This window comes from Protaetiibacter intestinalis (assembly GCF_003627075.1).
Taxonomy (GTDB): Bacteria; Actinomycetota; Actinomycetes; order Actinomycetales; family Microbacteriaceae; genus Homoserinibacter; species Homoserinibacter intestinalis.
This window is the reverse complement of sequence record NZ_CP032630.1, coordinates 2,650,418-2,669,070: the sequence shown is the minus strand read 5'-3', so window position 1 is coordinate 2,669,070 and position 18,653 is coordinate 2,650,418. Positions and strand designations below refer to the sequence as shown.

18 protein-coding genes are annotated in these 18,653 nt (G+C 71.6%); 11 read left to right on the top strand and 7 right to left on the bottom strand.

Features of this window, described 5'->3' with window-relative positions; translation table 11 throughout:
* Positions 1-37: 37 nt before the first annotated feature.
* From D7I47_RS12610 to lnt, 7 genes are all read left to right on the top strand, one after another.
* Positions 38-1,018, top strand: coding sequence for an FKBP-type peptidyl-prolyl cis-trans isomerase (locus tag D7I47_RS12610; RefSeq protein WP_120763380.1), 981 nt, complete (start codon positions 38-40; stop codon positions 1,016-1,018).
* 63 nt (positions 1,019-1,081) lie between these two features.
* On the top strand, positions 1,082-2,017 hold the full coding sequence (locus D7I47_RS12605; protein WP_227000671.1) for a helix-turn-helix transcriptional regulator: 936 nt from the start codon (positions 1,082-1,084) through the stop codon (positions 2,015-2,017).
* Entirely contained in the window at positions 2,010-3,008 is a 999-nt protein-coding gene (locus D7I47_RS12600) for a helix-turn-helix transcriptional regulator (RefSeq protein ID WP_120763378.1), read from the top strand. The genes D7I47_RS12605 and D7I47_RS12600 overlap by 8 nt, the downstream gene beginning before the upstream one ends.
* Before the next feature lie 38 nt (positions 3,009-3,046).
* Complete coding sequence (gene tatA / locus D7I47_RS12595) at positions 3,047-3,283, top strand: twin-arginine translocase TatA/TatE family subunit (RefSeq protein ID WP_120763377.1); 237 nt, start codon at positions 3,047-3,049, stop codon at positions 3,281-3,283.
* A gap of 5 nt (positions 3,284-3,288) precedes the next feature.
* Positions 3,289-4,173, top strand: coding sequence for a twin-arginine translocase subunit TatC (gene tatC / locus D7I47_RS12590; protein WP_319592666.1), 885 nt, complete (start codon positions 3,289-3,291; stop codon positions 4,171-4,173).
* Positions 4,170-6,611 (top strand): DEAD/DEAH box helicase, encoded by a 2,442-nt coding sequence (locus D7I47_RS12585; protein ID WP_120763375.1) that lies wholly within the window; start codon positions 4,170-4,172, stop codon positions 6,609-6,611. Before tatC ends, D7I47_RS12585 begins: the two co-directional genes overlap by 4 nt.
* Positions 6,612-6,644: 33 nt before the next feature.
* A complete protein-coding gene (gene lnt / locus D7I47_RS12580; protein ID WP_120763374.1) occupies positions 6,645-8,240 on the top strand; it encodes an apolipoprotein N-acyltransferase in 1,596 nt (531 codons plus the stop codon).
* Here the strand turns inward: lnt and D7I47_RS12575 are convergent.
* From D7I47_RS12575 to D7I47_RS12560, 4 genes are all read right to left on the bottom strand, one after another.
* A complete protein-coding gene (locus D7I47_RS12575; protein ID WP_120763373.1) occupies positions 8,189-8,563 on the bottom strand; it encodes an RNA polymerase-binding protein RbpA in 375 nt (124 codons plus the stop codon). The two genes, lnt and D7I47_RS12575, sit on opposite strands and share 52 nt — an antisense overlap.
* 187 nt (positions 8,564-8,750) lie before the next feature.
* A complete protein-coding gene (locus D7I47_RS12570) occupies positions 8,751-9,530 on the bottom strand; it encodes a glycerophosphodiester phosphodiesterase family protein (protein ID WP_120763372.1) in 780 nt (259 codons plus the stop codon).
* Entirely contained in the window at positions 9,511-10,443 is a 933-nt protein-coding gene (locus D7I47_RS12565) for an SPFH domain-containing protein (protein ID WP_120763371.1), read from the bottom strand. Before D7I47_RS12565 ends, D7I47_RS12570 begins: the two co-directional genes overlap by 20 nt.
* Positions 10,440-10,916, bottom strand: a complete 477-nt coding sequence (locus D7I47_RS12560) for an NfeD family protein (RefSeq protein WP_120763370.1) — start codon at positions 10,914-10,916, stop codon at positions 10,440-10,442. Before D7I47_RS12560 ends, D7I47_RS12565 begins: the two co-directional genes overlap by 4 nt.
* Before the next feature lie 87 nt (positions 10,917-11,003).
* Here D7I47_RS12560 and D7I47_RS12555 point away from each other — a divergent pair, with 87 nt between their 5' ends.
* The 3 genes from D7I47_RS12555 to D7I47_RS12545 all read left to right on the top strand — a co-directional run bounded on the left by D7I47_RS12555 (position 11,004) and on the right by D7I47_RS12545 (position 13,070).
* Positions 11,004-11,771, top strand: a complete 768-nt coding sequence (locus D7I47_RS12555; protein WP_120763369.1) for an SDR family oxidoreductase — start codon at positions 11,004-11,006, stop codon at positions 11,769-11,771.
* A 12-nt stretch (positions 11,772-11,783) separates the two neighbouring features.
* Entirely contained in the window at positions 11,784-12,248 is a 465-nt protein-coding gene (locus D7I47_RS12550) for an NUDIX hydrolase (protein ID WP_120763368.1), read from the top strand.
* Between the two features lie 69 nt (positions 12,249-12,317).
* Positions 12,318-13,070, top strand: coding sequence for a hypothetical protein (locus D7I47_RS12545; protein WP_120763367.1), 753 nt, complete (start codon positions 12,318-12,320; stop codon positions 13,068-13,070).
* A 69-nt stretch (positions 13,071-13,139) separates the two neighbouring features.
* On the opposite strand, the gene D7I47_RS12540 is transcribed toward D7I47_RS12545, so the two are convergent.
* Complete coding sequence (locus D7I47_RS12540) at positions 13,140-14,270, bottom strand: LCP family protein (RefSeq protein ID WP_157981732.1); 1,131 nt, start codon at positions 14,268-14,270, stop codon at positions 13,140-13,142.
* A 121-nt stretch (positions 14,271-14,391) separates the two neighbouring features.
* Here D7I47_RS12540 and D7I47_RS12535 point away from each other — a divergent pair, with 121 nt between their 5' ends.
* On the top strand, positions 14,392-15,651 hold the full coding sequence (locus tag D7I47_RS12535; RefSeq protein ID WP_120763366.1) for a D-arabinono-1,4-lactone oxidase: 1,260 nt from the start codon (positions 14,392-14,394) through the stop codon (positions 15,649-15,651).
* A 15-nt stretch (positions 15,652-15,666) separates the two neighbouring features.
* On the opposite strand, the gene D7I47_RS12530 is transcribed toward D7I47_RS12535, so the two are convergent.
* Both D7I47_RS12530 and argG read right to left on the bottom strand, forming a co-directional pair.
* A complete protein-coding gene (locus D7I47_RS12530) occupies positions 15,667-16,920 on the bottom strand; it encodes a hypothetical protein (protein WP_120763365.1) in 1,254 nt (417 codons plus the stop codon).
* A 73-nt stretch (positions 16,921-16,993) separates the two neighbouring features.
* The gene (gene argG, locus D7I47_RS12525; protein ID WP_120763364.1) at positions 16,994-18,436 is read right to left on the bottom strand and encodes an argininosuccinate synthase; all 1,443 of its coding nucleotides are present in this window, start codon (positions 18,434-18,436) and stop codon (positions 16,994-16,996) included.
* Positions 18,437-18,653: the final 217 nt, after the last annotated feature.

Sequence of the window (18,653 nt, the reverse complement as noted above, 5' to 3'; positions counted from 1 at the left end):
GCGGACCCCCGACAACGCCGTAACGAAAGAAGACCCCGTGCGTCGCATCCCTGCGCTGGTCAGCTCCGTCGCCGTCCTGACGGTGCTCGCCGCCTCGCTCGCCGGCTGCTCGCCGTCGACCGCGTCGTGCACGCCGACGATCGCCGCGGGGGAGACCTCCGCCCTCGTCGAGGCGACCGGTGAGGTCGGCAGCAAGCCCGCGATCAGCATCCCGGCGCCGCTCACGGCGAAGACGCCCGAGCGCTCGGTGATCGTCGAGGGCGAGGGCGGCTTCGCCACGGAGGGGTCGACCGTCGACTTCGAGGTGTCGCTCGTCGACGCCGCCAACGGCGAGTTCCTCGACTCGACCGGCTACGACGAGAACGCCTTCCTCGGCGTCGCGGGCCGTGACGGGGCCATGTACCAGGCGCTCGTCTGCGCCCGTCCGGGCGATCGCCTCGCGGTCACCTCGACCCTCGGCGACAGCGGCCTCGACGTCACCTCGAGTGCGACGGAGGACGACCTCGCGCGCTCCCTCGTCCTCGTCATCGACGTCCGATCGATCTACCTCGGCAAGGCGGATGGCGTGAACCAGCTCCCGCAGGACGGCATGCCGAACGTGGTCACGGCCCCCGACGGCACCCCCGGCGTCTCGGTGCTCACGACTGAGCCGCCGACCGAGACCAGGATCTCCACGATCAAGGCGGGCTCCGGCGTCGCCCTCGCCGACGGCGACAGCGCGGTGCTCAACCTGACCGCCTGGGTGTGGCCGAGCGACGGCTCGGATCTGCGTCAGATCTCCACCACCTGGAACAAGAAGCCCATCGTCCAGCTGGTCGCGAACGACCCGACGGCCGCCCAGGGCGTTCCGCCTGGGGTGTTCGACGCCCTCGTCGGCGCCCGGGTCGGCTCGCAGGTGCTCGCGGTCGTCGCCCCCGACGACTCCTTCGCCGACGACTCCTGGCCCTCGGGCGCCTCGGCCGGCGACACGCTCATCTACGTGATCGACGTGCTCGGCCTGCGCTCGACCGGGAAGTAGGCGGCGACGAACTCGCAGCAGGCCCCGGCACCGGTTCCCGTCGAGGATCGGCTGTTCAGCCTCGTGCTGGCGCTCGTCGCCACGGAGCCCGGCCTCACCAAGGCGGAGATCCTCTCGAGCGTGCGCGGCTACGCGCAGCGCTACGCGCCGGGCGGCGACAACGCCAACCTCGAGCGCCAGTTCGAGCGCGACAAGGACGACATCCGCGAGCTCGGGGTGCCGCTCGAGACGATCGAGCCGCTCGGCGAGCCGGGCGACAACCACAACCTGCGCTACCGCATCCCCAAGGGCGCCTACGACCTGCCCGCCGACGTGCGGTTCTCGGCCGAGGAGGTCGCGCTGCTCAACCTCGCCGGCATGGTGTGGCGCGAGGGCTCGCTGAGCGCCGAGTCGCGGCGCGCGCTCGTCAAGCTGCGCGCGCTCGGCATCGCGGCGGACGAGCCCGTGCTCGGCTACGCGCCGCGGCTGCGGCTGCGGGATGCGGCGTTCGAGCCGCTCACCCAGGCGATCGACCGGCGGCAGCTCGTGCGTTTCGACTACCTGAAGCCCGGGGAGTCGCGGGCCCGCACCCGCGAGGTGATCCCGCTCGCCCTCGTGCAGTACGACGGACGCTGGCACCTGACCGCGGAGGAGCTCGCGACGGGGGAGGGGAAGACCTTCCTGCTGCGCCGCATCGTCGGCAAGGTCACCGCGGGCAAGCCCGCGCCCGAGCGCCCCGGCGACCACAAGGCCCGCGCCCTCGCCGAGCTCGAGGCCCTGTGGGAGCGCGGCACCGCCGAGATCGAGGTGCGCGCGGGTTCGGATGCGGCGCGCCGGCTCGCGCACCGCCGCGGCTCCGCGGAGACCGCCCCCGGCATCCTGCGCGTGCACTACGTGGATCTCGCGATCCTCGCCGACGAGCTGGCGGGCTTCGGGCCCGAGGTGCTCGTGCTCACGCCCCCGGAGCTCCGCGACGCGGTCGTGGAACGCCTCGAACGGACGGTGGACGACCATGGCTGACCGCCGCCACCGGGCGCCCTCGCGCTCCGTCCCGCCGCCGCAGGCGCGCGACAAGCTCGCCTTCCTGCTGGCCCTCGTGCCGTGGCTGCTCGAGCACGACCGGGTGACGGTGCAGGAGGCGGCCGCCCACTTCGGCGTGAGCGACGACGAGATCCGCTCCTCGGTGTCGCTCGTCGCCCTCAGCGGCATCCCCGGCTCGACCTCGACCTACCAGCACGAGGACCTCTTCGACATCGACTGGGAGGCCTTCGAGCAGGACGACGAGATCGCCATCACCCAGCACGTCGCGATCGACGACGCCCCCCGACTCTCGGCGCGCGAGGCGGCGGCCCTCATCGCGGGGCTGCAGTACCTGCAGGCGCTCCCGGAGAACGCCGACAGCGCGGCGCTCAAGACCCTCGTCGGCAAGCTCTCGCGCGGGGCCTCGAGCGAGCCGAGCCAGCTCGCCGTCGCGGGCGGTGCGGACGACGCGCTGCTGCAGCTCGTGGGGCGTGCGGTCGCCGAGGGGCATCGCGTGCGGTTCGGCTACCTGAACTCCCGCGGGGAGCTCGAGCAGCGCGACGTCGACCCGCTGCGCGTCGAGTCGATCGACGCCGACTGGTATCTGCGCGGCTGGTGCCACCTGCGGCAGGCGCTGCGCACCTTCCGTTTCGACCGGATGAGCGACCTCGTCGTGACCGGATCGCCGATCGAGCACGACGCCTCCGAGGTGCGACTGCCCGACTCGCTCTTCGAGCCCTCGGAGGAGGATCTCGTGGTCACGATCGAGGCCGCGCCCGAGGTGATCGGGCTGCTCGCGGACTACATCCCCGACGGGGCGCTCACGAGCGAGGTCGGCGACCGCATCCGCACGACCCTGCGGGTCTCGCACTACCACGGCCTCAAGCGCCTCATCGCGGGGATGCCCGGGACCGTGCGCGTCATCGCCCCCGAGCAGGCCCGGCGGGCGGTCGCGGAGTGGGCCGCGGCCGGTCGAGCACGCTACGCGTAGACTGGGGATACCCGCACACAACGACGAGGACGTGTCTCATGCTCATCCACCCTCTCTTCTGGAACCAGCCGTGGACCTGGGTGATCATCCTGCTCGTCGTGCTGGTGCTGTTCGGCGCCACGCGTCTACCGGCGCTCTCGAAGAGCCTCGGCCAGTCGATCAAGATCTTCCGCAACGAGGTCAAGTCGGACGCCCCGAAGACGGACGGCACCGCGACGTCGGAGTCCGACGAGGCGCCGAAGGCCGCCGACTCCGCGCCGACCGACAAGTCGTAGGCGCCGTGGCCGGCGGCACGGCCCGGGCGAATCCCCGCAAGAACAACCCCGAGCGGCGGATGTCGCTCGCCGAACACCTCATCGAGTTGCGCAAGCGGCTCACCCGCGGCGCGCTCGCGGTGCTCGCGGGCACGATCGTCGGCTGGATGCTGTACGACCTCAGCTGGTTCGGCGACCTCATCGACCCGCTCGTCCCGGGCGCGTCCGAGGCCCTCGCCGGGCAGGGCACCTGGGCGGCGATCTCGGGCCCCGTCTTCCACATCGCCGACCAGTTGGGCCTCGACCCCGAGAAGATCACCCTCAACTTCTCGAGCCTCACCGGTGCCCTCGACATCCAGCTGCAGGTGTCGCTCGTCGTCGGCATCATCCTCGCGAGCCCGATCTGGCTGTATCAGCTGTTCGCGTTCTTCGTGCCGGGTCTCACGGGGCGCGAGCGGCGCTATGTGTTCGGCTTCTTCTTCTCCGCGGTGCCGCTGTTCCTGCTCGGCTGCGCGGCGGGCTGGATGGTGCTGCCGCGCATCGTCGAGTTCATGTTCACCTTCGTGCCGCCGGGCGCCTCGCAGCTCTACGACACCAAGACCTACGTCGACTTCATCCTCAAGCTCATGCTCGCCACCGGCGTCGCCTTCGTCATGCCGGTGTTCCTCGTGCTGCTGAACTTCGCGGGGGTGCTGCAGGGGAAGACGATCCTCAAGGGCTGGCGCTGGGCGGTGCTCATCATCGTCGTGTTCACCGCGATGGCGACACCGGCCGCCGACCCGATCTCGATGCTGCTGCTCGCGCTGCCGATGGTGCTGCTGTACTTCGCCGCGGTGGGGGTCGCGGTGTGGCACGACCGGGCCGTCGCGCGCCGGCAGGCGGCGTTCGAGACCGGTCTCAGCGGCGCATGACGGCATCCGACGACGCAGCGCTCTCGCCGAGCGAGCGCTACGCGGCGTTCCGTGCGCGGGCGCGCACGCCCGAGCTGGAGTCGTTCCGCGGACGCCTCGCGGTCGAGCTCGACGACTTCCAGTTGGAGGCCTGCCGCTCGCTCGAGGAGGGACGCAGCGTGCTCGTCGCGGCGCCGACGGGCGCCGGCAAGACGATCGTCGCCGAGTTCGCCGTGCATCTGGCGCTCGCCGGACCCCGCGCGAAGGTGTTCTACACGACCCCCATGAAGGCGCTCAGCAACCAGAAGTACTCCGAGCTGGCCGCCGAGCACGGCGCGGAGCGGGTGGGGCTGCTCACGGGTGACACCAACATCAACTCGGGTGCCCGCGTCGTCGTCATGACGACCGAGGTGCTGCGGAACATGCTCTACGCCGACTCGCCGCTGCTCGCCGACCTCGCCTACGTCGTCATGGACGAGGTGCACTACCTGGCGGATCGCTTCCGCGGCGCCGTCTGGGAGGAGGTCATCATCCATCTGCCCCGGGAGGTGCGGATGGTGAGCCTCTCGGCCACCGTGTCGAACGCGGAGGAGTTCGGCGACTGGCTGCAGGCGGTGCGCGGCGACACCGACGTCATCGTCTCCGAGCGGCGTCCCGTGCCGCTCGAGCAGCACGTGCTCGTGCGGGGGAAGCTCGCCGACCTCTTCGACGGGGCGCAGTCGCCCGACGCCCCGCCCCGGGTCAACCCCGAACTCGCGCGGCTCGCGATCGCGGGGGGCCGCGGTGCGGGCACCTACCGCGGGCAGCATCCGGGGCGTCACCAGCGCAAGGGCGAGGTGCTGCGCGACCGCATCGACCGCCCGGAGGTCGTGCGACTGCTCGAGGATCGTCACCTGCTGCCCGCGATCTTCTTCGTCTTCAGCCGGGTGGGCTGCGATCAGGCGGTGCAGCAGCTGTTGCGCTCGGAGGTGCGCCTCACCGAGCGCTGGGAGCGCGACGAGATCCGCCACCTCGTCGAGGAGCGCTGCGCGGGTCTGCGCGACGAGGATCTCGGGGTGCTCGGCTACTTCGGCTGGCTCGAGGGCCTGGAGCGCGGCATCGCCGCCCACCACGCCGGGATGATCCCGACCTTCAAGGAGGTCGTCGAGGAGCTCTTCCAGCGCAAGCTCGTGAAGGTGGTCTTCGCGACCGAGACCCTCGCGCTCGGCGTCAACATGCCCGCCCGCACCGTCGTGCTCGAGAAGCTCGAGAAGTTCAACGGCGAGGCGCGGGTGCCGATCACGCCGGGGGAGTACACCCAGCTGACCGGGCGCGCCGGGCGACGCGGGATCGACGTCGAGGGGCACTCCGTCATCCAGTGGGCGGCGGGCCTCGACCCGCAGGCGGTCGCGCAGCTCGCCTCCCGCCGTAGCTACCCGCTCAACTCGAGCTTCCGGCCCACCTACAACATGGCCGTCAACCTCATCGAGCAGTTCGGCCGGGAGCGCACCCGGGAGATCCTCGAGAGCTCGTTCGCGCAGTTCCAGGCCGACCGGGCGGTCGTCGACCTCGCCCGCAAGATCCGCGAGCAGGAGAAGTCGCTCGCCGGCTACGCGGAGGCGATGCGCTGCCACCTGGGCGACTTCACGGAGTACGCCGGCATCCGCCGCGAGCTGAGCGACCTGGAACGCAAGCAGTCGCGCGCGCAGGAGGGCTCGCGCGCCGAGCGGGAACGCCGACAACGGCAGGTGGAGCAGTTGCGGCGCCGCATGAAGCAGCACCCCTGCCACGCGTGCAACGACCGCGAGGCGCACGCGCGCTGGGCGGAGCGCTGGTTCCGGTTGAAGCGCGACACGGATCGCCTCGCGAACCAGGTGCGCGGCCGCACGGGCGCGGTCGCGCAGGTCTTCGACCGGATCACCGAGCTGCTGCTCGAGCTCGGCTATCTCGAGCGCGACGAGCACGGCCGTCTCGGCGTGGGCGCACCGGGCCGTCAACTGCGCCGGATCTACGGCGAACGCGACCTGCTCGTGGCGGAGTGCCTGCGCACGGGCGTGTGGGAGGGGGCCGACGCCCCCACGCTCGCCGCCCTCGCGAGCGCGCTCGTCTACGAGCCGCGGCGCGAGGATGCCGGCATCGTGCGCGAGTTCCCGCGCGGCAGGTTCCGGGAGCTCTTCGAGGCGACCGAGCGGCGCTGGAGCGAACTCAGCACCCTCGAGGAGGATCGCCGCCTCCCCGAGACGGGGCCGCTGTCGGCCGCTCTCGCGACGGCGACCCATCGCTGGGCGCAGGGCGGCCGGCTCGACCACGTGCTGCGCGACACCGACCTCGCCGCGGGCGACTTCGTGCGCTGGATGAAGCAGGTCATCGACCTGCTCGACCAGCTCTCGATCGTCGCCGACGGCGAGCTCGGCCGCACCGCGCGCACCGCGATCGACGGCGTGCGGCGCGGCATCGTCGCCTACAGCTCCGTCGGCTGACCCCCAGCATCCGCGCCGTAGGCTGATCCTCCGATGTCCGCAGCCGTGCCCGCACCCGACCGCACGCGGCCCTTCCTGCCGCTGTGGGCCGCCGTGCTGCTCGCGGCCGCCGCGGGACCGGTCACGGATGCCGCCTTCCCCGACCGGGGCTGGTGGCCGCTCGCCTTCGTCGGCGTGGCGATGGTGCTCGTGGCCGCGCAGGGCAGGCGTGCGGGCGCCGGATTCCTCGTCGGACTCGTGTGGGGACTCACGTTCTACCTCGTGCACATCCCGTGGATGACCGAGTTCCTGAGCCCCGACGAGCCGTGGATCGTGCGGGCGGTGCCGTGGTTCGCCCTGAGCCTCGTCATGGCGTTGTGGTGCGGCCTCGGCACGATGCTCATCTCGATCGCCACGCGCATCGTGCCGCGCGGCGTACGCGGACCGCTCGGGCGGATGCTGTTCGTGCCGCTCGTGATCGGCGGGCTGTGGACGGCACGCGAGGCGGTCTCGAGCGTGTGGCCGTACGGCGGCTTCGCGTGGGGTCGCATCGCCGAGTCGCAGTCGGACAGCCCCATCGCCCCGCTCTTCGCCTGGGTCGGCATCTCCGGCGTCGGGTTCCTCATGGTGTTCCTGGTCGCCGTCGCGATCGCCTCCGTGCGGGAGGCGGGCGTCGCGCCCCTGCTGCGGGTGGGGCTCGTGACGGCCCTCGCGGCGCTCCTCGTCGCCTTTCCGGCGTTTCCGCTGGAGAGCACCGGCACCCTGCGGGTCGGTGCGGTGCAGGGCAACGGCAAGACGGGCTACTTCGACCGCCCGGAGCACACCGGTGACAACCTCCTCGCCCAGTACGAGGCGAGCGCCGCCCTGTACGACCAGGATGTCGACCTCGTCGTCTGGCCCGAGGGCGGATCGGATCTGGACCCCCTGCGCGTGCCCGCTGCGGCGCGCGCCTTCGACGCCGTCGCGGAGCAGGCGGGCGCCCCGCTCGTCGGCTGGTCGGTGACGACCCGCGACGACGCGTACTTCAACACCTCGTTGCTGTGGCGGCCGGGGAAGGGGGCGGTCGACCACTACGACAAGCGCCACCCGGTGCCGTTCGGCGAGTACGTGCCCGACCGCGCGGTCTGGCGGCAGTTCGCGCCCGAGCTCATCGACCTCATCCAGCGCGAGTACACACCCGGGACGACGGATGCCGTGATGGACGTCGGCTCGGACGGGAGAAGCATCCTCGCGGCCTTCGCCATCTGCTTCGACATCGTCGACGACGCGCTCATGCGCGAGGGCGTCGAGGAGGGCGGGCAGCTCGTGCTCGCGCAGACCAACAACGCCGACTTCGGGCAGACCGACGAGAGCGTGCAGCAGCTCGCGATCGCCCGCATCCGTGCGATCGAGCTGGGGCGCACGGTCGTCAACATCTCGACGGTGGGGGCGAGCGCCGTCATCCTGCCCGACGGCACGATCGCCGACGATCTGACGCGCTACACGGCCGGCGTCATGGTCGTCGACGTGCCCCTCGAGAACGCCACGACCCCCGCGGTCGTGATCGGCGCGGGGGTCGGTTGGGGGGTTGCGATGCTCGGGCTCGGGGCCCTCGCGGGTCAGGCGCTCTTCGGGTTCTTCGCGGCCTCGCCGCGGCGGGCGCGCAGGTAGTCGAGGCGCTCCTGGAGGATCTCCTCCAGCTCGGCGCGCGTGCGGCGCTCGAGCAGCATGTCCCAGTGCGTGCGGGGGGCCTTCGTCTCCGCCGCCTCGGTCTCGACGAGCTCGCCGTCGTCACCCACGAGGCGACCCTCCTGACCGGTACGCGGGGACTCCCACGTCTCGGGCACCTCCGCGTCTGCGGCGAACACCACCTCGAAGGTGGTCCCTTCGTCCGTGCGGTACACGGCCCTCTTGCGGGGAGAGAACTCCACTCCCTCTTCGCTCTGCATGCTCTGCGAACCGAGTCGCATTCCGCGCAAGCTGCGATCTGCCATCGTGTGGCCTCCTCTGCGCCGTGGTCGATGAGTGGGCGCGCTGTGACGCGCCGAGAGACGGTTCCGGTCGGTGGCCGGAAAGACCGTCAGATGGATACAACGTCTACCGTGGCGGATCGTATGCCCGACGGGCGCCGTTTACAGTGCATTCCCAGCCTCTTCGGTGCGGATGGGAAGCGGACGGGGGTCAGTGGCGGGCTGCGACGAGGGGGAGGGCGAGGTCGGCCCGGTCGGTGACGATGCCGTCGACGCCCGCGTCGAGCAGCCGCGTCATCTCGGCCGGGTCGTTGATCGTCCACAGATGCACCTCGACGCCGACCTCGTGGAAGCTCGCGAGGGCCCGCTGGGTGACGATCGACGCACCCGCGACCACGGGCGGCAGCTGCACCGCGGCGATGCCGTCGAGCAGCCGGGCGAGGAAGCGGGTGGCGCCCACCCGCGCCGCGTGCACCGCCGGCAGGGCCCCGCCGGCCGAGATGGAGGTGGCGACGCCGGGCAGCTCGGCGATCGTCGCGCGACGCCGGGTCGTCGAGAACGAGCCGATCAGCACCCGATCGACGGCGCGCGCGTCCCGGATGGCGCGGATCGTGCCGGGCACCGCATCCGCCGACTTCACGTCGATGTTGAACCGCGTCTCGGGGAACGCGTCGAGGGCCTCGGCGAGCGAGCAGAAGTTCTGACCCTCGCCGAGCGGCACCCGGCGCAGTTCGGCCGCCGTCAACTGCGCGACGCGCACGTCCCGGCCCGCGACGCGCTTCAGATCGGGGTCGTGGCTCACCATCGCGACGCCGTCGGCGGAGCCGTGCACGTCCGTCTCCACGTGCGTCGCGCCCGCGTTCACGGCGTGCAGGAAGGCGAGCAGCGTGTTCTCGGGGGCGTGCAGCGCGAGCCCGCGGTGGGCGAGCACCCGCGGGGGAGCGGGGGTCAGGTAGGGGACCCTGCCGCCCTCAGCCGCGCGGCGTCGCATCCGTCGGCGGTGCGGCGTGCCGCGGCGCGAAGAAGCCCTCGCCGATGCCCTTGAGCGCCTCGGTGAGCTCGCTCGGGATGATCCAGAGCTTGTTCGACTCGCCCTCGGCGAGCTTCGGCAGGGTCTGCAGGTACTGGTACGCGAGCAGCTTCGAGTCGGGGTCGCCCTCGTGGATGGCCCGGAACACCGTCTGGATCGCCTCCGCCTCGCCCTGCGCGCGCAGCACGGCGGCCTTGGCGTCACCCTCCGCCTGGAGGATCGCCGCCTGACGCTGACCCTCGGCGCCGAGGATCGCGGCCTGCTTGGTGCCCTCGGCGGTGAGGATCGCGGCGCGCCGGTCGCGCTCGGCGCGCATCTGCTTCTCCATCGAGTCCTGGATCGACACGGGCGGGTCGATCGCCTTGAGCTCGACGCGGCTCACCCGGATGCCCCACTTGCCGGTGGCTTCGTCGAGCACGATGCGCAGCTGGCCGTTGATGTTGTCGCGGGAGGTGAGCGCCTCCTCGAGGTTGAGTCCGCCGACCACGTTGCGCAGCGTCGTGGTCGTGAGCTGCTCGACGGCGCCGAGGTAGTTGGCGATCTCGTAGGTCGCGGCACGCGCATCCGTCACCTGGAAGTAGACGACGGTGTCGATCGATACCACCAGGTTGTCCTCGGTGATGACCGGCTGGGGCGGGAACGACACGACCTGCTCGCGCATGTCGACGAGCGGGCGCAGCCGGTCGATGAGCGGCACGAGGATGTTGAGGCCCGGGTTGAGCGTCTTGTGGTAACGGCCCAGCCGCTCCACGATGCCCGCGTAGGCCTGCGGGATGATGCGGATCGAGCGGAACAGGATCGTCAGCACGAAGATGACGATGACCGCCACCACGATGATCGTGATGACGACGCGGAAGATGTCGGCGTCGCTCATCCGACGCTCCTCTCGACGGGGACGACGACGGCGGTCGCGCCGTCGATGGTGGTCACGACGACGCGGTCGCCCTCGTGCAGCTCGGTCTCGGAGGCCTCGGCGTCGAGGCGGGCGGTCCACACCTCGCCGTTGGCGAGCTTCACCTGGCCGGCACCGGCCCGGAAGTCGGTCGAGACGACGCCGCCGAGCCCGTGCAGGGCGGCGACGTTCGAACGGGCCGGATCGGCTCCCCGTCGCAGCAGGTGCAGCAGCGGTGGTCGGACGAACAGCACGAGCACGAGGGCGAGCACCGCCGAGATGATGAACTGCAGCCACCACGGGGCGCCCAAGAGGCCCGCGACGAGTCCGCCGACCGAGCCGAGCGCGAGCATCAGGAAGGTGAACTCGAGCGTGTTCACCTCGATGATGATGAACACGAGCACGAGGGCCAGCCAGAACAGCCAGGCCCAGCTGCTGATCACATCCGGTTCCATGGCGGCATCCTCCTACGGCGTCGTCGACTCGAAACTAGCACCGCGGCATGCTCGGGGGCGGCGCCGCGCTCGATAGGGTGGGGGATCGTGAACGACCTGCTTCCCCCCGACTCCCTGCGCGGCGCACGCGTGCTCATCACCGGCTCCTCCCGCGGCATCGGCGCCGACACCGCCGGCTACCTCGCGGCCGCCGGCGCCCGCGTCGTGATCAACTACCGCAACAAGGAGGCCCGCGCCCTCAAGGTGGTCGCGGCGATCGAGGAGGCCGGGGGAGAGGCCATCGCGATCGGCGCCGACCTCACGGACCCCGCGTCGACGGCGGCCATGTTCGCCCGGGTGCGCGAGGAGTGGGGCGGGCTCGACATCCTCGTGCTCAACGCCTCCGGCGGCATGGAGTCGGGCCTCGGCGAGGACTACGCCATGCGGCTCAACCGCGACGCGCAACTGGGCGTGCTCGACGCGGCTCTGCCCCTGCTGCACGCGGGTTCGCGTGTCGTGTTCGTCACGAGCCACCAGGCGCACTTCATCGCGACCGTGCCGACGATGCCCGAGTACGAGCAGGTGGCACGCAGCAAGCGTGCGGGCGAGGACGCCCTGCGGGCCCGCATCCCCGAGCTCGACGCCGCCGGTGTCGGCTTCGTCGTCGTCTCGGGCGACATGATCGAGGGCACCATCACCGCGACGCTGCTGGAGCGGGTCAACCCGGGCGCGATCGCCACCCGTCGCGAGGCGGCAGGCAAGCTCTACAACGTGGCCGAGTTCGCCGCCGAGGTGGCGCGCGCGGCCGTCGACGACATCCCCGCCGACCACACCCGCTACGTCGGCGACGTGAGCGACTTCACCGCGCAGGCCTGAGCGGATCGAGCGATGGTCAGCGCCCACCGTCACCGGCTCGCGGCGCGCGTGCTCGTGTTCGATCGTGAGGACCGCGTGCTGCTGTTCCTGACGACCGCTCCGGATTCCTCGGGGATCGCCCGCTGGCTGACCCCCGGCGGGGGAGTGGATGCGGGGGAGGGCTTCGAGGAGGCCGCCCGGCGTGAGCTCTTCGAGGAGACCGGTCTCGAGGTCGGGGAGCTCGGCGCCCCCGTGTGGGCGCACGACTACGACGTGGAGTGGGACTCGGCCGACCACGACAGCGGCCACGCCGAGTTCTTCACGGTGGTGACCGACCGCTTCGAGCCCTCGAGCGCCCACTGGACGGCGGAGGAGCAGGTCGACGTGCTCGAGCATCGCTGGTGGAGTCTCGCCGAACTGCTCGCCGAGCGACCGCGGTTCGAGCCGGCCGAGCTCATCGAGCTGGTGCGGCGGCAGCTGCCGTCCTGCACCGCCTGAGTCGCCGCATCCGGACGTACCCCGAATACGGGATGGTGGAACGTTCCGTACAGGAGCACCGTGTAACCCATGAGCCTGCCCGAGCTCACACCCGAATTCCTCATCCAGCTCGGCGTCGCCGTCGGCGCCGGGGTGCTGGTGCTGCTCCTGGTGTGGATCATCATCCGTTCCGCGGTCCTCAGCGCGCTCAAGGCGCATCAGCGTCAGCTCGACGCGGGGGAGTCGACCCCGGTGGCGTCGCGGCGTGGTAGGCGCTCGGAGTCTCCGCCCGCGGAGGTCGCGGTCGCCACTCCGACGGCGCCCTCGACGCCCGCGGCACCTTCTCAGGAGATCGCGCAGCTCGTGCCGCCCGCGCAGACCGCCACGAGCCCGCATCCCGGTGTCTCGGATCCGCTCCGGATGCCCTCCACGCCTGCACCCGCCGCCGGTCCCGTCGCGACGCCGGTGGGTCCGGGCCCCGCGACGGTCAACCCGTATGCGACGCCCGCGCCCGGTCCCGTGTCGGTCCCCGCCGTGCCCGCTCCGGCTCCGACCCCGCAGGCGGCCCCGGCAGCCGTCGCTGCGGCAGCGGCCCTCTACACCTCGCGCGCTCCGGCCGCGCCCGCAGCGCAGCCGCCCACCGCGGTGCCCGTGCAGCAGCTTCCGGCACAGCCCGTCCCAGCGCACCCCGTCGCCGCGCAGCCTGCGCCCGCGCAGCCGTCCTGGCAGGCGCCCGCCGAATCCACCGCCATGCCGTTCCAGCAGGCACCGCCCGCCCAGCAGCAGCCCGGTGAGCCGTATGTCATTCCGGTGGTCACCCCGGGATCTGCACGTCCGTACTGAGAACTCATAATCGCGCCGATAAGCGCGATTATGTCAGCACGTCTGATTCTCGGTCGGTCCCACAGCCGCCTAGCGTCCGATGCTGCAGGTCTGGTCGGCCGCGCTCTGGCCCCGGATGCCGTCGATGACGACCTGCTCGGAGAGCGTCGGTTCATCGCCCGGCGACGCCGACGGATCTACCGGTGTCTCCGTCGCGTTCGGGTCGAGCTGCGCCCCGACGCCGTCTCCGGCCTGGGCGACGCCGACCGACTGGTCGTTCCTGATCGCGTCGAGCAGCTTCTGGCCGCGCCCGGCATCCGGTTGCACGTGGCCCTCGTAGATGCCCGTGCCGCCCGTCGTGCCCGGGTACTGCACGAAGGTCAGACGCTCGAGCGGGATGTTGTGGAGCGCCCGCGCCATCGCGACCATCGTCGTCGGGTTGGTGAGCTCGGCCGAGAGCTCCATCTTCTCGGAGGCGATCTGTGCGAGACCCACGATCGTGGTCACGTTCGTGAGCGTCCCCTCCGCCGTCAGCTTCCTGACGAGCGCCGACAGGTAGACCTGCTGCGAACTGATGCGCGTGAGATCCGAACCGTCGCCTACCCCGTGCCGGGTGCGCAGGAACATGAGGGCCTCCCAGCCGCTCAGCGTGTGGGTGCCCGCGTCCAGGTGCAGGCCGGTGAACGCGTCGTCGATGGGGCTCGCCACGCACACCGGCACTCCCCCGACGGCGTCCGCCATCGAGGCGACGCCGTCGAAGCCGATGAGCCCCGCGTACTGGATCTCGAGCCCGGTGAAACCGCGCAGCACGTCGACCACGCACCCGAGCCCGCCGTACGCGTAGGCGTTGTTGACGGGCAGCCCGCGGGCCGCGCTCGAGGTGCGCCCCGTCTTCGGGTCGGTGCACGGTGGGAACGGCATGACCATGTCGCGCGGGAAGCTCACGGCGACGGCGCTCGTCTGGTCCTCGGAGACGTGCAGCAGGATGTTGACGTCGTTGAGCACGCTGTCGCGGTCGTAGTACTCGTCCTTGCCGACCACGAGGATGTTGAAGCCGCCCTCGATCGCCCCGATCTCCGGAATGGGCGCCTCGCTCGCGTTGATCACCACTCCCCGCTCGCGCAGGCCCTGGGCGAAGTGGGAGACCTCGATGCCGACCACGGCCACCGTCGCCACGAGCACCACGGCGAGTCCGCTCGCCACCCAGCGGACCGCGGTCACCCACGCACGTCGATGTGGGAGTCTGCCGTGTCGGGTCGCGACCGCCGTCGCGTCTTCGGCCTTCGCCATCGAGGAAGTCTCGCACACCCCGGCACCTCTACGATCGAGGCGAGGGGGTCCCATGGGCGAGCGCAACTGGGCAGGCAACATCGAGTTCGGCGGGACGGTCGCGAGCCCGGCATCCGTCACGGACGTGCAGCGGCTCGTCGCGGATGCCGGGCCCGGCTCGCTGCGTCCGCTCGGCACGCGGCACTCCTTCTCGCCCATCGCGGACACGCGCGGCGCGCTCGTGAGCTCCGCGGGGTTCGCGGATGCGGCCCAGGTGCGCATCGCCGACGACCGGCGCAGCGTCTCGGTGCCCGCCGGCATCCGCTACGGCGAGCTGGCCCGGCTGCTCGAGGCGGAAGGCCTCGCGCTCGCGAACCTCGCCTCGCTCCCCCACATCTCCGTCGCGGGTGCGGTCGCGACCGGAACGCACGGCTCCGGCGTCGCCAACGGATCGCTCGCGACGTCGGTGCGCGAACTCGAGTTCGTCGACGGCGAGGGTGCGCTCGTCACGCTGCGCCGCGGGGACGCGGACTTCGCGGGCGCCGTGGTCGCGCTCGGCGTGCTCGGGTTCGTCACGCGGATCGTGCTCGACGTGGAGCCGAGTTTCACGGTCGCGCAGACCGTCTACCGCCACCTGCCGGTCGACGAGGTGCTCTCCGGCTTCGACAAGCTCGTCGCACTCGGCTACAGCGTGAGCCTCTTCACCTCCTGGGCCGATCCCGACGTGATCGATCAGCTCTGGCTCAAGCGCCGCCTCGACCGCGACGCGCCGGCGCCCGACGAGGTACTCGGGGCGCTCCCCTCCCCCGTGGCGATGCATCCCATCGCGGATGTCGACCCGGTGCACTGCACCCCGCAGCTCGGGCGCCCGGGCCCGTGGCTCGACCGTCTGCCGCACTTCCGGCTCGAGTTCACACCCTCCAACGGTGCCGAACTGCAGTCCGAGTACCTGGTCCCGCGCGCCGCCGCCCGCGATGCGCTATATGCCGTTCGCGGCATGTCAGCCGAGATCGTCCCGCTCCTCCAGATCACCGAGATCCGGGAGATCGCGGCGGACGAGCTGTGGCTCTCCTCCGCCTTCGGCACCGACGCGGTCGGCCTCCACTTCACCTGGAAGCCCGAGCAGACCGCCGTCGACGCCCTGCTCCCCCGCCTCGAGGAGCGGCTGCTGCCGCTCGGCGCGCGTCCGCACTGGGGCAAGCGCTTCCACGCGGACGCCGACACGCTCGCGCCGCTCTATCCCCGCTTCGACGACTTCCGCGCGCTCGCCGCCCGCCACGATCCACGCGGCCTCTTCGTCAACGACTTCCTGCGCGACAAGCTCGCCCTCTGAGCGGCGTCGGCGCGCTCAGTCGGGGATGCTGGGCGTCCAGTCCCCCGTGAGCAGCCCCTTCGCCACGTACAGCGCGACGCCGAGCACCACGAGGACGACCAGCAGACGCACGAGTCCGCGGAACGCACCCGACAGGGACCGCACGATGTCACCCGTCGGTTCCGCCACGGGGTCGAGGCCCGCGCCGCGCTTGGGACCCTCGCGAGCCGGGAGAGCCGAGAGGCCGGGAAGGGACGCGGCGGGGATGCCGGCCCCCTCGGCCACCGCGCGCACGTTGCGCGCCGCCTGGGTGAACTGCTGGAGCATCATCCGCGCCTCGGGGGCGAGCGGCTTCCCCGCGGCGTCGAGCGGCACCACCTCCACCGGATCCGGGATGAGCGGTGCGGTCGAGGTGGCATCGGCGGAGAGCAGGGCGTCGGCGAGCCGCCAGACGGGCGCCTGAGCGGCCGGATCGTCCGGATCGATCACCCGGTCGATCGAGATGCGCGCCGTCTCGTTCCAGGTGGTGACGGTGACGCCGGCGCCCAGCGCGCGGATCGCGTCACGCACCTCCGGGGTGAACAGCGCGATCGCCTCCCCGGCGAACTCGCGCTCCGCCCACAACGCGAACCCCTCGAAGCCGTCGGCGGCGACGTGGTGGGGCAGCGCCTGCGGTGCCTGCGAGGTCTCGTCGAGCGTCTTCAGGCGGAACTCCGGGTAGGTGTGACGGAGCGACACCTGCAGCCACCCGCCGCGCGAGATCGAGCGCACCCACCGGGACGCGCTGTCCGGCCCCCTGTCGATGCGCTGCTCGTGCGTGGTGTGACGTTCGGCGATCAACGCGCCGTCGGGTCTCCGCAGCACGTCACGGTACTCGATGCGCTTCGCGGCGAACCCGGACGCGATTCCGCCCTCCCAGGGCGCGTACCCCATCCCCTGTGCGGCGGCCTGCTGGAAGCGCCGCTCCCACCGAGCCCACGGCAGCACCAACCGCGACACCCTCGTGGCGAACCGCACGACGACCGCCACCAGCACCGCGACCGCGATCCCGATCGGCAGCATGATCGACACCGGGTCGGACACCCACACCGTGCCGGGCAGCAGGGCGAACAGGATGTTCCGCAGCACGCCGAACCACATCGCGACGCCACCCGCGACCCCCAGCAGCCCGAAGACGAAAGGCGTGATGGCATCCGACCAGCCGGCGTAGCTGCGTCGGTAGTCGTAGCGCTTCGCGAGCGCCCTCCACGCGCGCCGCCGATCGGCGGCACCTCCCGACTGCGCCTCCATGGCGACATTGTGGCGGGGCGACCGCTCCCCCGCTACCCGTCGGAGGCAGCCGAAGACGGCCCGACGGCGAGGCTCAGTCGGTGCCGAGGTCGAACGCAGAACCCTCGTTGGCCTCGTCGAGAGCCGACTCGAGCGCCTCCTCGGCGGGGCTCGCCGACTCGGCCGCGTCGAGGATCTGCTCGGCGGCGCCCGCCTCGAGACGCCCGACGAGCTCGCCCGTCGGGCCCCCGATGAGGCCCTGCGCGGCGTACTGCTCGAGACGCGAACGAGAGTCGGCGATGTCGAGGTTGCGCATGGTGAGCTGCCCGATGCGGTCGTCCGGACCGAAGGCGGCATCGCCGACGCGCTCCATCGAGAGCTTCTCGGGGGCGTAGCTGAGGTGCGGGCCGGTGGTGTTGAGGATCGTGTAGTCGTCGCCGCGACGCAGACGCAGCGTCACCTCGCCCGTGATCGCCGAACCGACCCAGCGCTGCAGCGACTCGCGCAGCATGAGCGACTGCGGGTCGAGCCAGCGGCCCTCGTACATGAGGCGCCCGAGGCGACGGCCCTCCGCGTGGTAGTTCGCGACGGTGTCCTCGTTGTGGATGGCGTTCAGCAGCCGCTCGTAGGTGATGTGCAGCAGCGCCATGCCCGGGGCCTCGTAGATGCCGCGCGACTTCGCCTCGATGATGCGGTTCTCGATCTGGTCGGAGGCGCCGAGCCCATGGCGTCCGCCGATCGCGTTCGCCTCGAGCACGAGGGCGACCGGGTCGGAGAACTCGACGCCGTTGATCGCGACGGGGCGGCCCGCCTCGTAGCGCACCGTGACCTCCTCGGGCGCGATCTCGACATCCTCGCGCCAGGAGGCGACACCCATGATCGGGTCGACGATGTCGAGGCCGCTCGAGAGCTCCTCGAGGTTCTTGGCCTCGTGGGTGGCGCCCCAGATGTTGGCGTCGGTCGAGTAGGCCTTCTCGACGGAGTCGCGATACGGGAAGCCGTGCGCGACGAGCCATTCGCTCATCTCCTTACGGCCACCCAGCTCGCGGACGAAGTCGACGTCGAGCCACGGCTTGTAGATGCGCAGCCGCGGGTTGGCGAGCAGGCCGTAGCGGTAGAACCGCTCGATGTCGTTGCCCTTGTAGGTGGAGCCGTCGCCCCAGATCTCGACGCCGTCCTCCTTCATGGCGCGCACGAGCATGGTGCCGGTGACGGCACGGCCGAGCGGCGTCGTGTTGAAGTAGGTCTTGCCGCCAGAGCGGATGTGGAAGGCGCCGCACTGCAGGGCGACGAGGCCCTCCTCGACGAGCGCCGTCTTGGCGTCGACGATGCGGGCCAGCTCGGCGCCGTACTCGAGGGCACGACCCGGCACCGCGTCGATGTCGGGCTCGTCGTACTGCCCGAGGTCCGCCGTGTACGTGCACGGGACGGCGCCCTTGTCGCGCATCCACGCGACCGCACAGGAGGTGTCGAGGCCGCCGGAGAACGCGATGCCGACGCGCTCGCCGACGGGGAGGGAGCTCAAGACCTTGGTCACCCTCCCAGCCTAGGGCGCGGCACGGCGCGCGCCCGCCACCATCCGCCCACGCCCGGCTCCTGGTCCCTGTTTCCGCGCCCGGATCCGCCCGTCTCCCGCCCGCGTACTTTCGCAACTCAGGAACTCCCGCGCTTCCGACGCCGTCGGCGGCCCTTTCGTGCCACATCTCCTGAGTTGCGAAACCTGCCGATGCCGCAACTCAGGAGGATTCCCGCGG

Bases quoted from the DNA above. Each gene is read 5' to 3' on its own strand.
- D7I47_RS12600 (WP_120763378.1), top strand. From the start codon at position 2,010: ATGGCTGACCGCCGCCACCGGGCGCCCTCGCGCTCCGTCCCGCCGCCG.
- tatA (WP_120763377.1), top strand. From the start codon at position 3,047: ATGCTCATCCACCCTCTCTTCTGGAACCAGCCGTGGACCTGGGTGATC.
- D7I47_RS12585 (WP_120763375.1), top strand. From the start codon at position 4,170: ATGACGGCATCCGACGACGCAGCGCTCTCGCCGAGCGAGCGCTACGCG.
- lnt (WP_120763374.1), top strand. From the start codon at position 6,645: ATGTCCGCAGCCGTGCCCGCACCCGACCGCACGCGGCCCTTCCTGCCG.
- D7I47_RS12575 (WP_120763373.1), bottom strand. From the start codon at position 8,563: ATGGCAGATCGCAGCTTGCGCGGAATGCGACTCGGTTCGCAGAGCATG.
- D7I47_RS12570 (WP_120763372.1), bottom strand. From the start codon at position 9,530: ATGCGACGCCGCGCGGCTGAGGGCGGCAGGGTCCCCTACCTGACCCCC.
- D7I47_RS12565 (WP_120763371.1), bottom strand. From the start codon at position 10,443: ATGAGCGACGCCGACATCTTCCGCGTCGTCATCACGATCATCGTGGTG.
- D7I47_RS12560 (WP_120763370.1), bottom strand. From the start codon at position 10,916: ATGGAACCGGATGTGATCAGCAGCTGGGCCTGGCTGTTCTGGCTGGCC.
- D7I47_RS12550 (WP_120763368.1), top strand. From the start codon at position 11,784: ATGGTCAGCGCCCACCGTCACCGGCTCGCGGCGCGCGTGCTCGTGTTC.
- D7I47_RS12545 (WP_120763367.1), top strand. From the start codon at position 12,318: ATGAGCCTGCCCGAGCTCACACCCGAATTCCTCATCCAGCTCGGCGTC.
- D7I47_RS12535 (WP_120763366.1), top strand. From the start codon at position 14,392: ATGGGCGAGCGCAACTGGGCAGGCAACATCGAGTTCGGCGGGACGGTC.
- D7I47_RS12530 (WP_120763365.1), bottom strand. From the start codon at position 16,920: ATGGAGGCGCAGTCGGGAGGTGCCGCCGATCGGCGGCGCGCGTGGAGG.